Genomic DNA, 15397 nt, shown 5'->3' with positions numbered 1-15397 from the left:
GACCGGGGAGGAGTGCCGTGCCGCTCTCGGAGCACGAGCAGCGGCTGTTCGATCAGATCGAGCGGTCGCTGGCCGAGGACCCGAAATTCGCCTCGGCTGTGCGCGCCAGTGATCCGCGCTTTCACGCGCGGCGTCGTCTGATCATCGCAGCCGTCGCGATCATCGCCGGGCTCGCTTTGCTTGTCTATGGTGCGGTGAGCAAGACTCCGCTGCTCGGCGTGGCCGGCTTCGTGGTCATGCTCGGTGCCGCGGCGTTCGCGATGACGTCGTACCGTAAATCCCAATCGCCGGATCTGCACGTCGTTGGCGGCACCGCCAGCCGTCGCACCCGGCAACGGCGCCTGTCGTTCATCGACCGGCTCGAAGAACGCTGGCGTCAGCGTCCCGAGGGTCATCGCTGACCCGATTTCACCCATATAGCGGCAGGTGACGCGAGGCTGGGCCGGTCCTTCAACCGGCCCAGACGCCTGCCGGGTCGCGTGACGGCCGTCCGGGGCATCCGGGCGGCCATTCTGTGTCAGCGGTCCGCTGCGCCGATGGGATCATCCTGGCGGAAGCGGGCATACCGCGGCTGACCGGCACCTGACGTTCCGGATACGAATGCGGGGCCCGGGTCTGTGGAAGACCCGGGCCCCGATCCGATGTCAGCGGGAGCGGGCCAGCAACCGCCGCGGGCTGAGCCGCAGCGCGACGTCCCGCCAGCGGCCGAATACACCGATGACCGTGGCGTACCGGTCGCCGATCGTGGTCTTCCAGCGCCGCAGCACCGACGGCGGCATCAGCAGCGCCCGCGCCCGGGCGGCGCGGGTGGCGTGCACGGACAGGCCCTCCCGCAACCGGGCCAGCGCGCTGCCCAGGTCGCCGGCGTCGAGCGGCGTCCGGGCATATCGGGCGTGCTCCTCCGCGGTGCCAAGCAGCGCCGCGGCCGCGGCCGCCTCCGGGGTCAGCGACTCCGCCCTGGCCAGCCGCTCGACGGTGGTGCGCGGCGTCTCGGCCGGGTTCACCTCGACGTGGAAGTCGACCATTGTGTCGAGCATCTCGGCCCAGGCCGCGTGCGCGTACGAACGGGACCGCTCCAACTCCGGCGACGGGCCCGTCAGCGTCATCCGCCCGGGGCCCTCCGCCACCGAGGCCTCGGTGGCGACCACCGCCGCGGGTGCGGAACGGCGGCGCCGGGCCGACGAGCGCAGCAGCGCCGGCACCGCGAGCAGCGCCAGCAGCACGATCGCGGCTGCGGCCGTGTACCAGGGCCAGCGCGGCCCCTGCTGCGTGATCGCGCCGGCGGCGTCGGGCGTGTTCTCGTCGACGTCGCGGTCCGGGCGCTCACCGGGCGCCGCGCTCGACGCCGCGCCGGGAGCGACGCTTGTCGTCGGCGCCGCGGACGCGCTGGGCGCCGGGCTGGCGTCCACGTCCGGAGCCCAGTCGCCGCGGGCCGAGCCGGCTACCGCCTGCGCCGGTGTGGCGTCGAACGGCACCCAGCCGAAGCCGGCGAAGTACACCTCGGTCCAGGCGTGCGCGTTCTGGTTGGTGAGCGCGTACGAGTTCTCGGCTCCGGTGGCAGTGCCCCGGGTGAACCCGAACGCGACCCGCGCCGGGATCTTCGCCTGCCGGACCAGCCAGGCCAGCGCGGTGGCGTACTGCTGGCAGAAGCCGACCTTGTTGTCCAGGAAGTCAAGCAGGTCGGAGCCGGAGGAGCCGGTGGCGGTCTGCAGGCTGTACGTGAAGCCGTTGTCCCGGGAGAAGAAGTCGTAGATCGCGCGGACCTGGTCGTACTGGTTGGTGGCGCCGGCGATCTGTGCGTCGACGATCCGCTTCACCTCGGCCTGCTGCTCCGCGGTCAGGTCCGGCAGCTGCGTGTACTGCTGTGCGATCGTGCTGGCCGGCTCCAGCGGCTGGGCCCGGCGCAGCGATTCGGCGGTGTAGTCCGGCGCGAGGTAGGTGAACGAGTACTTCGCGTTGCGCGAGGTGTGCCGGTTCGAGTAGACGATCTGCAGCGAGTTGTCGTAGAACCAGGCCGAGTCCATGCCCTCGGTGGCGGTGGTGTTCGCGTAGACCGGAAGCATCGGCATCTCGAACCGGTCGGTGACCGAGACGGTCGCGGAGTACTCCTGCTTCGACAGCCCCGAGTTCGCCACCTCGGGCTGCTGGATGTCAGTGTTCGCCGGCCGTCCGTTCGGCGCCTGGTTGCGGAAGCCCTCCGGAGTGAGCATGTCCGCCACGCCGAAGCGCAGGTAGTACGGCGCCGGGTTGTTCGTGGTGACGGTCAGGTACTGGACCGTCTCGGTGTTGCGCAGCTGGCCGCTCAGCGACGCGAACAGGTCGACCTTGCCTGCCGTACCGCCGCGCCCCGGCCCGGACCCCTCGCCGCCGTTGGACTGGATGATCCGGGTCAGCAGGCCGCTGCTGAACGTGGGCACGGCAAGCGGGATGGCGACGGCCGCGACCACGCCCACCACCGCGAGCCGGCGTCCGGCCGCGGCGAGCGGGGACGGCGCCCAGACGTCCACGTCCCGGCCGTCGCCGGTGAACCGGCGGCCGAACCGCCTGACGCGCTCGACGTTGTCCGCGACGAGTAGCCACAGGTAGCCGACCGCGCCGATCGCGAACGGGAGCATCGGGACGCTCTCCGGGTAGATCGCCACCGGCACCGAGTAGATCGCAAGCATCGGCAGGCCGGCCAGCGCGGGCCGGCGCAGACCGACAGTGAGCAGGTCGACCACGATCGCGACGCCGCCGACGCCGACCACTGTGAGGAAGAGCAGACCGTCGCGGTCCGGCACCGGGATGCCGTACGCGCGCATGTCGTCCATCGCCTTCGAGGCCAGCTCGCCGAAGTGTGCGAACGTGTCCGGCCCGGGCAGCACGCCGAGGATCTCCTCGCCGCTGCGGAAGATCCAGGTGGTGATCAGCAGCAGGCCGGCGGACATGGCCAGCGCCTGCACCCAGACCGGCGCGCGAAGCGAGCGGGCCAGCGTGGCCGTACCGCAGACCACGCCGACCGCGATCGCGCACTGGATCAGCCAGGTCCACCTGTCGTAGATGGTGGAGAGCGGTGCCGCGGCCATCAGCGTCGCCGCCGCGGCCACCAGCCCGAGTCGTCGTCTGCCGCTCATCGTCGTCCTCCCGCCACGGTCTCGGCCATCGTGGCCCGGTACGCGAAGCCCTGCGTGCCCCGCCCTATCTGCGGCCACAGCGCGGCGAGCTTGGCACCGTGGTTGACGGTGACCACCCGCCAGCCGCTGCGGGTCAGGCTCAGTGCGGCCGCGCTCTGGGCCGTGTCCGCCTCGGTGCGCGCCTCGGGCGGCAGGTTCACCCAGGTGGAGCTGTCCACGAGCAGGCCGATGCAGGTGGCGTTGTTGCCGCGCAGCCGGGCAAGCACCTCCGCCTCGCCCGCGGTGAGCGAGCCGAGCAACGCGATCACCAGGCCGCCGTCGGAGCGGCCGCGCACGTGCTCGATAAGCGATGCGACGTCGCCGGCCTGCGGTTTCACCTCGGCCAGGTGGTCCATCATCACGCCGTCGCCGGCCGCCTCGGACGCGTCGATGTCCACGCCGGCGCCGGTCACCAGCCGCAGCTTGTATCCGGCCTGTCGCAGGTGCAGCGCGATGCTCGCGGCCGCGGACACGGCGAACTCGAAGCTCGCGGTCGGGCCCTCACCCCGGTACGCGCTCGCGCGCGTGTCAAGCACGACGGTGGCCCGGCTGTCCCAGGGCTGCTCCTCGCGGCGGACCATCAGCTCGCCCTTGCGCGCGGTGGAGCGCCAGTGCACGCGGCGCAGGTCGTCGCCGCGCCGGTACTCCCGGGTGGCCGCGTCGTCCTCGCCGTGCACGGCGACGGACTTGGCGCGGCTCTCGCCGGTGCCCGCGTACTCACCTGTCAGCCGCACCGACGGCAGCGCCGTGACCTGCGGAATGACGGTGAGCCGGTCGGTGCTCGGGAACGCGCGGGTCAGCTCGCACAGGCCGAACGGGTCGGTCAGCCGAACGATCAGGGGGCCCACCTGGTAGCGGCCGCGCAGGTCCGCGCGGACCGTGTAGCCGACGGAGCTGGCCTGCCCGGCGGCAAGCCGTTCCAGCACCACGCGCGGGCGGCTGCCCAGCGCGTACGGCAGGCGGTCCTCGAGCAGCAGCGTGCCGGTGGGCAGCCGGGACATGTTCTGCAGGCGCAGCACCACCCGGGCGTTGCCGCCGACCGGCGTGCGCTGCGGGTCGAGTGAGCGGGTGCAGGCCAGCCGGTAGCGGTTGCGGCCCACGTACACGGCCGCTATCAGCGGCAGGGCTATCAGCAGGATCGCCACCCGCAGCAGGTCACGCTCGCCCAGCACCACGGCGGAGAGCGCCGCGGCCAGCCCGGCCGCGAGGAACGAGCGGCCGCGCGTCGTCAGTCCGCGCAGAGCTTCGCGCATGCGTTACAGCCCCCGAGGTTGTTCGTACCGGCTGCGGTCGTCGCCGCCGACCGTGCGGGTGTCGTACGGCGAGCGCCCCCGGTCGTGCGGCAGTGGCAGCCGGCGGATCAGGTCGGCGAGGATCGCGTCAGTGGTACGGCGGGCCAGCTGCGCATCAGCGGTCGGGATAATGCGGTGGGCCAGCACCGGCACGGCAAGCACCTGCAGGTCGTCCGGAAGTACGAAGTCGCGGCCGTCCAGCGCGGCGACAGCCCTGGCCGTGCGGATCAGCTGGAGCGTGGCGCGCGGGGAGGCGCCGAGGCGGATGTCCGGCGCCTCGCGGGTCGCGTTGACCAGGTCGACCGCGTACTGCTTGACCGCGTCGGCCACGTGGATGTTCCGCACCGCGGCGATCATGCGGCGGATCGTGTTCGCGTCCGCGACCGGCTTCAGCCCGACCAGCGGGTCGCGGGCGCCGTGCCCGTCGAGCATGGCCAGCTCGGCCTGCGCGCTCGGGTAGCCCATCGCGATCCGGGCGGTGAACCGGTCCCGCTGCGCCTCTGGGAGGGGGTAGGTGCCCTCCATCTCGATCGGGTTCTGGGTGGCAATGACCATGAACGGCGTCTGCAGCTCGTACGTGACGCCGTCGACCGTGACCTGGTGCTCTTCCATGCACTCGAGAAGCGCGGACTGCGTCTTCGGCGAGGCGCGGTTGATCTCGTCGCCGACCACCAGGTTCGCGAAGACCGCGCCCGGCTTGAACTCGAAGTCGTGCGTCTCCTGGTTGTAGATGCTCACCCCGGTCACGTCGCTCGGCAGCAGGTCCGGCGTGAACTGGATGCGGCGTACCGAGGAGTCGATGGTCCGGGCGAGCGTCTTCGCCAGTTTGGTCTTGCCGACGCCGGGTACGTCCTCGATGAGAAGGTGTCCCTCGGCCAGCAACACGGCGAAGGCGAGACGCACGGTGGCGGTCTTGCCCTCGATCACCTGCTCGATATTGGAGACGATCGCCTCGCTGGCAATCTTGAACTCACTCTTCGGCAGTGGACCACCGAGCTCGTCCCAGGTAGGTGCGGACACGGGCAATCCTCCTTGTCGACGGATCGCGTTTGACTTCTAAGAGTCACCGGACCCGCGTTGTGGTTCGCAGGCGCGAACGAATTTCGGTTCGCGGAGGCGAAGAACGGCCTACCCGCTTCACACAGGCTAGCCCGGTCGATGCCGATCGCCGAGACCTCCCCGTGACCGGACTCCCAGCTGACACCGTAACTACAGCGTGCTATCGGCATGGGCGGCGCTATACTCCGGGGTATGACCGGGACCTTCCTGCTCCTTACCTAGCCGTGCTGATCCGATCTTGGCGGATAGCACGGCCACCCCTCCTGCGTGAGGGGCTTTTTTATGCCCCGAGGAAGATGACTCCCGACATTCTGTGACTTCTGAGGTGACTGACGATGAGTGAGCCAGCCGAGACGACGACGGCGGCAGACACCCCCCGGTTCCGCTACACGGCCGCGCTGGCCGGTGACATCGAGCGGCGGTGGCAGGACTTCTGGGAACAGCACGGCACGTTCGACGCGCCGAACCCGGTAGGCGAGCTGGCCGATCCGGGGCACCCGCGGGCCGGGGCGCCCAAGCTGCACGTGCAGGACATGTTCCCGTACCCGTCCGGGTCGGGCCTGCACGTCGGCCACCCGCTGGGGTACATCGGTACCGACAGCTACACCCGCTACAAGCGGATGACCGGCTACAACGTGCTGCACCCGATGGGCTTCGACGCGTTCGGCCTGCCCGCGGAGCAGTACGCGGTGCAGACCGGCACCCACCCGCGCGTCACCACCGAGGCGAACGTCGAGCGGTACCGTGCGCAGCTGCGCCGGCTGGGCCTGGCCTACGACAACCGCCGCACGTTCTCCACAACTGATGAGGACTACTACCGCTGGACCCAGTGGATCTTCCTGCAGGTCTTCAACTCCTGGTACGACCCGGACCAGCGCAAGGCCCGGCCGATCGACGACCTGATCGCGGAGTTCGAGGCCGGCACGCGCGGTGACGAGTGGGCACGGCTGGACGCGAACCAGAAGCGGAAGGTCATCGACGACCACCGCCTGGCGTACGTCTCCGAGGCGCCTGTCAACTGGTGCCCCGGCCTGGGCACCGTGCTGGCGAACGAGGAGGTCACGCCGGACGGGCGCAGTGAGCGCGGCAACTACCCGGTCTTCAAGCGCAGCCTGAAGCAGTGGATGATGCGGATCACCGCGTACGGCGACCGGCTGATCGAGGACCTGGACGGCCTGGACTGGCCCGAGCCGGTCAAGATGATGCAGCGCAACTGGATCGGCCGCTCGCAGGGTGCGCACGTCCGGTTCGACGACATCACCGTCTTCACCACCCGGCCGGACACGCTGTTCGGCGCGACCTACATGGTGCTGGCGCCCGAGCACGAGCTGGTCTCCACGCTGACCGCGGACGCCTGGCCGGCCGGCACCAAGGACGCGTGGACCGGCGGGCACGCCACCCCGGCCGAGGCGGTCGCCGACTACCGGGCGAAGGCCGCGGCGAAGACCGACGAGGAGCGGCAGGCCGACGCGAAGGAGAAGACAGGCGTCTTCACCGGCGCGTTCGCCACCAACCCGGTCAACGGCGCGAAGGTGCCGGTCTTCATCGCGGACTACGTGCTGGCCGGGTACGGCACCGGCGCGATCATGGCGGTGCCGGCGCAGGACACCCGTGACTGGGAGTTCGCCGAGGCGTTCGACCTGCCCATCATCCGTACCGTGGAGCCGGTTGAGGGTTTTGATGGCAAGGCCTTCACCGGCGACGGCCCGGCGATCAACTCGGCCCGGGACGACGGCACGCTGGACCTGAACGGGCTGGGCGTCGCGGATGCCAAGGCCCGGATGATCGAGTGGCTGGAGAAGAACGGCCACGGCGCCGGCGCCACCACGTACCGCCTGCGGGACTGGCTGTTCAGCCGCCAGCGCTACTGGGGCGAGCCGTTCCCGATCGTCTACGACGAGACCGGCATGCCCGTTGCGCTGCCGGACTCGATGCTGCCGGTCGCGCTGCCGGAGGTCGCGGACTTCTCGCCGCGCACGTTCGACATGAACGACGCGGACTCTGAGCCGGAGACACCGCTGTCCCGCGCCAAGGAGTGGGTCGAGGTCGAGCTGGACCTGGGCGACGGTCCCAAGCGCTACACCCGCGAGACCAACACCATGCCGCAGTGGGCCGGTTCCTGCTGGTACGAGCTGCGCTACCTGGACCCGCACAACGACAAGGCGCTTGTCGACCCGGCCAACGAGGCGTACTGGATGGGCCCGCAGGGTCCCGGTGACACCGGCGGCGTCGACCTGTACGTCGGTGGCGTCGAGCACGCGGTGCTGCACCTGCTGTACGCCCGTTTCTGGCACAAGGTGCTGTTCGACCTGGGCCACGTCTCCTCGGTCGAGCCGTTCCGGAAGCTGTTCAACCAGGGGTACATCCAGGCGTACGCGTTCCGGGACGCCCGTGGCATCGCCGTGCCCGCGGACGAGGTCGTCGAGCGGGACGGCGCCTGGTACTACGACGGCCAGCCGGTGACCCGTGAGTACGGCAAGATGGGCAAGGGCCTGAAGAACGTCGTCACGCCTGACGAGATGTGTGACACCTACGGCGCCGACACCTTCCGGGTGTACGAGATGGCGATGGGCCCGCTGGACGTGTCCCGCCCCTGGGACACCCGCGCGGTCGTCGGCTCCCAGCGGTTCCTGCAGCGCGCCTGGCGGCTGGTCGTCGACGAGGAGACCGGTGCGGTCCGGACCACTGACGACCCGGCCGACGAGAAGACCCGGCGGCTGCTGGCCAAGGTGATCGACGGCGTGCGCGGCGACATGGAGGAGCTGCGCTTCAACACCGCGATCGCGAAGCTGATCGAGCTGACCAACGGGCTGACCGGGCTGCCGGCCGCGCCACGTGAGGCGGTCGAGCCGCTGGTGCTGATGATGGCGCCGTTCGCGCCGCACCTGGCCGAGGAGCTGTGGGGGAAGCTGGGCCACACCGGCTCGCTGACCTACGCGGACTTCCCGGTTGCGGACCCGGCGCTGCTGGTCGCGGAGACTGTCACGTACCCGATCCAGATCAACGGCAAGGTCCGCGGCAAGATCGAGGTCGCGGCGGACGCGGACGAGGCCACGGTGCGGGCGACCGCGCTGGCCGAGATCGCGGACCACCTGGGCGGCAAGGAGCCGCGCAAGGTGATCCTGGTCAAGGGCCGCATGGTCAGCGTCGTGCTGTAACAGCTGTTCCGGTGAGGGGGTGCGCCCCCTCACCGGCCGGCACGGCGGGCGCGGCAGGCAGGTCACGCAGCCGTTTGATCGGGCCGATCAGCAGCACGCCGTTCGAGGCCACGATCAGGCCCGCCATGATCCACATGGTCGGCCGCAGCCCCAGCGCGGTCCCCAGCGCGCCACCGAGCAGCGCGCCCGCCGGGATCGCCCCGTAGTTCAGCAGCTGCATGCTGTTGATCACCCGGCCGAGCAGTCGCCGCGGCACGTACGACTGCCGGAACGATCCCTTGATCACGTTGTCCGCGACGACGCCGGCCGTCACCAGCACGCCGCCCACCACCACAAGCGCCAGCCCTGCCCCCGGCGTGGCAAGCGGCACCAGCAGCACGAACGGCGCCGTACACAGATGCACCGCGATCATCGCGCGCGCGGTCCCGAACCGCCGGGCGATCGGCCCGGCCAGCGCGGCCCCGGCGATGCCACCCGCGGACACACCTGCGATCAGCAGCCCGACCAGGCCCGGGTCCGCCCCGTTCTCCCGCACCAGAAACAGCACCAGGATCGCCTGGTACCCGTTCATCGCCAGATTGCAGGTCGCGCCGAACGCGGTCATCACCCGCAGGAACGGATCCCGCACCACGAACCGCAGCCCTTCGGCGACGCTCACCCCGGCCGGCTCGCGCATCTCCGGCTCGCGCACCTCCGGCTCCGTCTCCCGGTGCCGGACCGCAAGCATGCAGACGGCCGACACCACGAACGTCAGCGCGTCCGCAAGCAGCCCGGTCACCGCGCCGAACACCTGCGCGACCAGCCCGCCCACGCCCGGCCCCGCGACCTTCGCCGCCGAATCCGCGCCGACCAGCCGCGCGTTGCCCCGGACCAGGTCCGCCGCCGGCAGCAGCCCGGCCAGATAGACCTGGCCCGCCGTCTCGAAGAACACCGACACCAGCCCGGTCAGCAACGCCACCACAAGCAGTTGGGCGAACGTCAGCACGCCCAGCCAGGCCGCCACCGGCACGCTCACGAACAGTACGGCCGCCACCACGTCACACCCGATCATGATGTGCCGCCGGGACCGGGAGCGATCCACAAGCACGCCGGCCGGCAGGCCCACAAGCAGCCAGGGCAGCCACACCGCGGCCGTCAGCAGCGCCACCTGGAACGTGCTCGCCTGCAGCACAGTGATCGCCGCAAGCGGCAACGCCACCGTGGTGATCGAACTGCCGAACCGGCTCGTCGTCTGACCTATCCAGTACAGCCTGAAGTCCCTGGTCACTGGCCCGGCCTTCCCGGAACGCCGTAGGTGAACACGTAGACCGGCCGCCGGTCCGCACCGTCGTCCGGCACCTCCCGGCTCCGCCAGCGCTCGACAAGCGCCAGCACCTCCGCCTCCAGCTCGCCCAACTCCCCGGGCGTCAACCGCAGCCACTGGTCGTTGCTGAACGGCGCGTTGGCCCAGTGCTCGCGCTCGTCGTCGCCGGCCGCGTACCAGGCCCGCGCCCGCGACATGTGATAGTCCAGGTTCATCGACTGCGCCGCCTCGGCCACCGCCTCCGCCGCCGGATCGCCCCGGAACTCCGCGGTGGTCCACCGCAGCCCCCGGCTCACCAGCCGCCACCAGCGCTCCCGCCGATCCCGCGCCAGCTCCGGCGCCTCCTCGATCAGCCCACACTCACCAAGCACCTTCAGGTGATGGCTGACGTTCCCCACCGCCTGCCCGGTCGCGGCCGCAAGCACACTCGCCGTCCCCGGCCCCTCCACCTTGAGCACGTCCATCAGCCGCCGCCGCAGCGGATGCGACAGCGCCGCAAGCACCCGCGGATCGTCCACCTTCCGCACACCATCGATCGTCATACCCTCACCCTTGCATGCACAAGAAATATTGTGCAACCGCTCTTGTGCAACTTAGCCAAGATCAAGAGCTGGATCAACGTCATTTTCCCGCTCTGCGGGTGGTTGCGGCCCGCACGCTCCCGCGGGCTCCGGTCGTCGCTGGCGCTCCTCCCTGCACGACCCGCGCCCCACAAACAAACCCACCCCCGCCGGTCCCCGGGCAGGCGCCGGGTCTGCGACCGCTGGGGCGATGTCCTGCCCCTGATAGGAGCGATTTCGGCTCAGGACTGCCCCGCTCTTTCCGCGGTGGCGGTTCCCGCTGATGGCAACGGCGAACTCCGGTCTATCGATTACCGAGGTTTCGCGGTCGAGGTCCGAGTCGGGCACTCCGCGCCCGACATTTCGTCATATAAAAGCCTCACCCTGACCGCGGAAGGTCGGTAAATGGACGAAAAGTCTCGAAGGCGGGTTCGGTCAGGGTGGTGGGCAACCGGATCGCGCGGCAGCGCCGGACCGGGGGGTCGACCCGCGTCCAGAAGGTGCCGCGTGCGAAAGCCTCGGGAATCTCGGCCCAGTCGAGGTTCTCCTCGAAGTAGCGGACCGCCGTCCGCACGGACGGCGCCCACGCGTCGTCCATCAACAGTAGGCCGCCCGGGCGCATGATGCGCCGGAGGAAGTACAGGTCGACGAAGACCTCGTGGAAGCGGTGACTTCCGTCGATGAAGGCCGCATCCGCCACCAGCCCGTCGCGGACCATCTGCGGCAGCGCCGCCGACGACTCCTCTCGCACCAGCGTGGCGATCGAGCCGAGTCCGGCCTCGACCATCGCCTCCCAGCCGACGTCGTCGAACGCCTCGTGCTGAAAAGGGTCGATCACCAGGTGCCGCGCGTCCGGGTCGCCGACCGTCAGCAGCGCCTCCCCGATCGCCAGCGCCGACCCGCCATAGGCGAGCCCGACCTCGACGATTGTAGACACCTGCTCCTCGATCAGCAGGTCACGCACGACGTCGCAGTCCTGCCCGTCGAGCGCCACCACCGCGAAGTCGTCCACCTTCCCGGCTCGCGTCCTGGCCGGCCCTTCCGATGCCATCCGCCGCCGCGCCGCCCGTACCCGCTCCACCCGATCGTTCATTGCCGCCATCCCGTCCGTCCGGCACATCGCCAGGCCTGATCCTCCCGCAGCCTGCGGCGCTGCGAGGGCCGACGAGACCGGGAGGCCGGCGGGGACCGGGGGCGAGGCTCCCGCGTGGGGATCGGCCGATGATCAGGCGACGGTGCGGGAGGCGCGGCGCCAGCGGTAGACGATCGTGGAGGTGAGGATGATGCCGCAGACCGCGGGGACGAACGTGAGCGGAGTGAACTCGCCCGGTGTCATCACGGCGGCGCCGAGGATCGTGTAGCTGAAGGTGGAGGGGATCGCCGCTACAAGCGTGCCCAGCAGGTAGTGGCGGCGGCTCACGGAGGTGGTCCCGTAGGCGTAGCCGACCAGGCCGAACGGGGCGAGCGGAAGCAGCCGGACCAGCAGCACGGCGGAGAATCCGCGCTTGCACAGCCAGCCGTCGAGGCGGTGCAGGCGTCCACCGGCGCGTGCGGCGAGCAGTCCATGCCCGGCCCAGCGCCCGGCCAGGTAGGTGGCGGTGGCGGCGAGCATGGCGGCGGTGAGCGCGGCGCCGAAGCCGATCGCGGGGCCGAGCAGCGCACCTGACGCGAGCGAGATCGCGGTCCGGGGAACCAGCACGGCGAGCAGCAGCGCACCGACCCCGGCCATCACGAACCCGGCGCCCCAGCCCAGTGCGCGGGCGGCATCCTGGATCTCGTGAAGCGGCAGCGTGGCGGCGGCGGTGCCGAGCACGGCGATCGCGGCGGCCAGCCCGGCCACCCGCAGAATGCGCGCCCTACGGCTGCGGCGGGGGAGTGCAGATCCCATTGGAGCCCCGCTCTCGGACAACTGGGAAACCGCCGGAGAGCTCGCGGATCCAGAAGCCGGCATCATCGCGGAGGCGGAAGCCGCGGAGTGGAGGGGCATGGTGGAGCGTCGGCTGGTCTGGGAGCAGGACAGCGGGGGAGCGGCGGCGTCCGTCATGCAGTCTCCGATCGGTGGATGCGGGGGCTGGTGGGCGTCGGGTTCATATCGTCCGCCGGCCGGGGCACCTGAGCGGAACCACGGCCGGCGGACGGTCAATCATGCCGGGTTCGGCCTGGTGGCGGCGAAGCGTTCGTTGCGGAGCGCCTCGGACCAGGAGTCGTCGATCTGGGGCAGTGTGTCGTAGCCGGTGGCCCAGCGCAGCATCAGGTCAGCGATGGCCGGGTTGCGGGCCAGTGCGGGGCCGTGCGAGTACGTGCCGAGGATCTTGCCCCGCCACGCGCCCTCGGTCTGGCCGTCGTTGCCGATGCCGACGCTCACCCGGGCCAGCGGCGATACGGTCGGGCCGAGGTGGGTGCGGCCGCCGTGGTTCTCGAAGCCGGTCAGGCGCGGCAGGCCCAGGCGCGGGTCCACGTCGCCGGCCAGCTCACCGACCGCGCGGGTCTCGCCGCGGTCCGAGTAGATGTCGATCAGCTCGAGACCCTGGCATTTCGCGCCCTTGGCAAAGAACGACGTGCCGAGCAGCTGGTACCCGGCGCAGATCGCGAGCACTGCGGAGCCCTGGTTGACGGCGCGATGCAGGCCGCCGTCCACGCGCAGCCGCTGGGCCGCGAGCGCCTGCGGCCCGTCCTCGCCGCCGCCGATCAGGTAGATGTCGGCCTGGGTGGGCAGCGGCTGGTCGGAGCGGACCTCGATCGTCTCGACCGCGATACCGCGCTGCTGGGCCCGCCTGGCCAGGATCAGCATGTTGCCGCGGTCACCGTAGGTGGAGAGCAGATCCGGATAGATCCAGACAATCCTGACCGTGCTGTCCCCGCCGTGCGGCCCCGACTGCGCCGCCGGAGCACCGACCGGCCCAGACCCAGGAGCAAAAGGCTGCTGGGGGTACGCCGCCGGCGGCTGCTGCCCGAAGCCGGGCGCGCCGGCGGGCTGCCCGTAGTCGGGCGCGGGCTGGCCGTAAACCGGCGCTTGCTGCGGGTGACCCGGCTGCGGCTGCTGCCCATATCCAGGCTGCTGCCCGCCGCCTGGCTGCTGATAGCCGGGCTGCTGTCCATAGCCGGGCTGCTGCCCAAGGTCGGGCTGCTGTCCGTAGCCGGGCTGCTTCCCGAACTCCGGCTGCTGTCCATAAGCCTGCTGCGCAGCGCCCGGCTGCTGCCCGTAAGCGGGCTGCTGCCCTGCTTCCGGCTGCCCGAATACCGGCTGCTGGCTCGCGCCGGGCTGCCCGAACGCCGGCTGCTGCTGGCCCGAGCCTGGCTCCCCGTAAACCGGCTGCTGCCCGGCGCCCGGCTGCCCGTAACCCTGCCCGGCGCCCGGCTGACCGTAAGGCGCCGCCTGCTGCTCTGTGCCCGGCTGTCCGAATGCGGGCTGCTGGCCGTACCCCGGCGGGGGTTGCTGTCCTTCGGCCGGAGGCTGCTGCCAGCTCTGCACCGGGGGTGCCGGCCAGCTCTGCCCCCCGGGCGGCTGCCCGGGGGTGCTCCACTCCGGGTTAATTGACACGGTCCAGCTCCGCTCGGATGTCTTGGAAGGCGGTGTAGTTCGCGATGACCTCCAGCCGGCCCGGTGGCACGCTGGCGATCGCCTCCCCGAAGGTCCGTACGTGCCGGAACGGCACGTCGTTCACGTCGAGGCGGACCGCCAGGTCGTAGGCGCGCTCGCCGGTGATCAGGATCTGCCGTCCGCGCAGTGGCGAGAAGTCGACGTCGAACAGCCAGGACGTGTCCAGGCCGTCGGGGTCGCGGGAGTTGATGGAGAGCAGCGTGGGCGCGTTGTCGGCCATGTCGAAGGCCTCCAGCCAGCTGGCCGGGTTCTTCGCCAGCAGCAGCCGGATGTTGCGCCCGTCGCGGTCGACCTGCGCGTAGCGCCCGGCCACCGAGGCGACCGAGGAGAGCGTGGGCACGGCCTGGAGTGGCCGGATGCCGAACGCGGACGCTACGGCGAGCGCGGTGGCCGCGTTGCCGAGGTTCACCCGGCCGGGCAGTTGCAGGCGGACGAGGTGCCAGGCGCCGCTCGGGTCGAGTACGCCGTCGTCCTCGACGACCCACTGCGGCTGCGGGCGGCGCAGCGGGCAGCCGGTGCACCACCACTGGCCGTCGGCGCGCTCGATTGTCGAGCCGCACTCCGGGCACACCCAGGAGTCGTCCTGCCAGCGCTGTCCCGCGCTGAACCAGGTGACTGTGGGTGAGTTCCCGGCCGCCCAGACGATCATCGGGTCGTCCGAGTTGGCGACGATCATGATTTCCGGGTGCTTGGCAAGCGTGGTGCGCCAGAGCTGGGCGATCATCGCCACCTCCTTGGCCCGGTCCAGCTGGTCGCGGGAGAGGTTGAGCAGCGCGATCACGCGCGGCCGCGTCTCCTCGATGACCTGGGGGAGGTAGTGCTCGTCCACCTCAAGCACCGCGTACGGCGTGGCGCCCGCCTTGGCGAGCGCGGACGTGTGCCCACTTGGCATGTTCGCGCCGAAGGAGTTGGTCGCCACCGGGCCGAGAACGCCCAGGGCGGCCGCGGTGAGCCGGGTGGTGGTGGTTTTTCCGTTGGTGCCGGAGACCAGCGCGATGGCGCGGCCGGCGGCGAGGTGCTCGAGCAGGTCGGGGTCGATCTTGAGCCCGATCCAGCCACCGATCACGGACCCGTCCCCCCGCCCGGCCGCGCGGGAGAGCGCGGCAGCGGTGCGGGAGACCTGGGTCGCGACCTTGGCGCGGAGGGGCAGGTTGCCTTGCGTCACCCGTGCGAGGTTACCGGACCGGCACCGCTTCACGATCGGCTCGTTCGGCCCCTTGCATGCTGTCCGGGCGGACCAATTGATCACGCTGGCGATACGTCGGAGCGCAT

Annotated in this window: 12 protein-coding genes; 3 read left to right on the top strand and 9 right to left on the bottom strand. The window is 71.0% G+C overall.

What is annotated here, in order from left to right; translation table 11 throughout:
- Positions 1-17 precede the first annotated feature (17 nt).
- The gene (locus tag ACIA8K_RS01820; RefSeq protein ID WP_033341274.1) at positions 18-401 is read left to right on the top strand and encodes a DUF3040 domain-containing protein; all 384 of its coding nucleotides are present in this window, start codon (positions 18-20) and stop codon (positions 399-401) included.
- Between the two features lie 243 nt (positions 402-644).
- On the opposite strand, the gene ACIA8K_RS01815 is transcribed toward ACIA8K_RS01820, so the two are convergent.
- Genes ACIA8K_RS01815 through ACIA8K_RS01805 form a run of 3 tightly spaced genes read right to left on the bottom strand, consistent with a single transcriptional unit; the run spans position 645 to position 5464 of the window.
- Positions 645-3113, bottom strand: a complete 2469-nt coding sequence (locus ACIA8K_RS01815; protein WP_396053845.1) for a DUF3488 and DUF4129 domain-containing transglutaminase family protein — start codon at positions 3111-3113, stop codon at positions 645-647.
- Positions 3110-4405 carry a DUF58 domain-containing protein gene (locus tag ACIA8K_RS01810; protein ID WP_396053843.1) on the bottom strand — a complete coding sequence of 432 codons (1296 nt, stop codon included), beginning with the start codon at positions 4403-4405 and terminating at the stop codon, positions 3110-3112. Before ACIA8K_RS01810 ends, ACIA8K_RS01815 begins: the two co-directional genes overlap by 4 nt.
- 3 nt (positions 4406-4408) lie before the next feature.
- A complete protein-coding gene (locus ACIA8K_RS01805) occupies positions 4409-5464 on the bottom strand; it encodes an AAA family ATPase (protein WP_396053841.1) in 1056 nt (351 codons plus the stop codon).
- 374 nt (positions 5465-5838) lie between these two features.
- Between ACIA8K_RS01805 and leuS the strand changes: the two genes are divergently transcribed.
- Positions 5839-8661 carry a leucine--tRNA ligase gene (gene leuS, locus ACIA8K_RS01800; protein ID WP_396053839.1) on the top strand — a complete coding sequence of 941 codons (2823 nt, stop codon included), beginning with the start codon at positions 5839-5841 and terminating at the stop codon, positions 8659-8661.
- Here leuS and ACIA8K_RS01795 read toward each other — a convergent pair.
- The 5 genes from ACIA8K_RS01795 to ACIA8K_RS01775 form a co-directional block, all read right to left on the bottom strand.
- On the bottom strand, positions 8645-9928 hold the full coding sequence (locus tag ACIA8K_RS01795) for an MFS transporter (RefSeq protein ID WP_396053837.1): 1284 nt from the start codon (positions 9926-9928) through the stop codon (positions 8645-8647). The genes leuS and ACIA8K_RS01795 overlap by 17 nt on opposite strands.
- Positions 9925-10506, bottom strand: a complete 582-nt coding sequence (locus ACIA8K_RS01790) for an ArsR/SmtB family transcription factor (protein ID WP_396053835.1) — start codon at positions 10504-10506, stop codon at positions 9925-9927. The genes ACIA8K_RS01795 and ACIA8K_RS01790 overlap by 4 nt, the downstream gene beginning before the upstream one ends.
- 397 nt (positions 10507-10903) lie before the next feature.
- A complete protein-coding gene (locus tag ACIA8K_RS01785) occupies positions 10904-11617 on the bottom strand; it encodes a class I SAM-dependent methyltransferase (RefSeq protein WP_396053833.1) in 714 nt (237 codons plus the stop codon).
- 132 nt (positions 11618-11749) lie between these two features.
- Positions 11750-12412 carry a TVP38/TMEM64 family protein gene (locus tag ACIA8K_RS01780; protein ID WP_396053831.1) on the bottom strand — a complete coding sequence of 221 codons (663 nt, stop codon included), beginning with the start codon at positions 12410-12412 and terminating at the stop codon, positions 11750-11752.
- Positions 12413-12667: 255 nt separating this feature from the next.
- Positions 12668-13366: a type 1 glutamine amidotransferase gene (locus ACIA8K_RS01775; RefSeq protein WP_396054478.1), complete on the bottom strand. Its 699-nt coding sequence runs from the start codon at positions 13364-13366 to the stop codon at positions 12668-12670.
- A gap of 21 nt (positions 13367-13387) precedes the next feature.
- Here ACIA8K_RS01775 and ACIA8K_RS01770 point away from each other — a divergent pair, with 21 nt between their 5' ends.
- Positions 13388-14062 carry a hypothetical protein gene (locus tag ACIA8K_RS01770; protein WP_396054510.1) on the top strand — a complete coding sequence of 225 codons (675 nt, stop codon included), beginning with the start codon at positions 13388-13390 and terminating at the stop codon, positions 14060-14062.
- Here the strand turns inward: ACIA8K_RS01770 and ACIA8K_RS01765 are convergent.
- A complete protein-coding gene (locus ACIA8K_RS01765; RefSeq protein WP_396054476.1) occupies positions 14055-15275 on the bottom strand; it encodes a MurT ligase domain-containing protein in 1221 nt (406 codons plus the stop codon). The genes ACIA8K_RS01770 and ACIA8K_RS01765 overlap by 8 nt on opposite strands.
- Between the last annotated feature and the right edge of the window lie 122 nt (positions 15276-15397).

It is taken from the genome of Catenuloplanes sp. NPDC051500, from assembly GCF_044454585.1.
Lineage (GTDB): Bacteria > Actinomycetota > Actinomycetes > Mycobacteriales > Micromonosporaceae > Catenuloplanes.
Note: the sequence above shows the minus strand (reverse complement) of the source record. Positions and strands in the feature narration are given on the sequence as shown.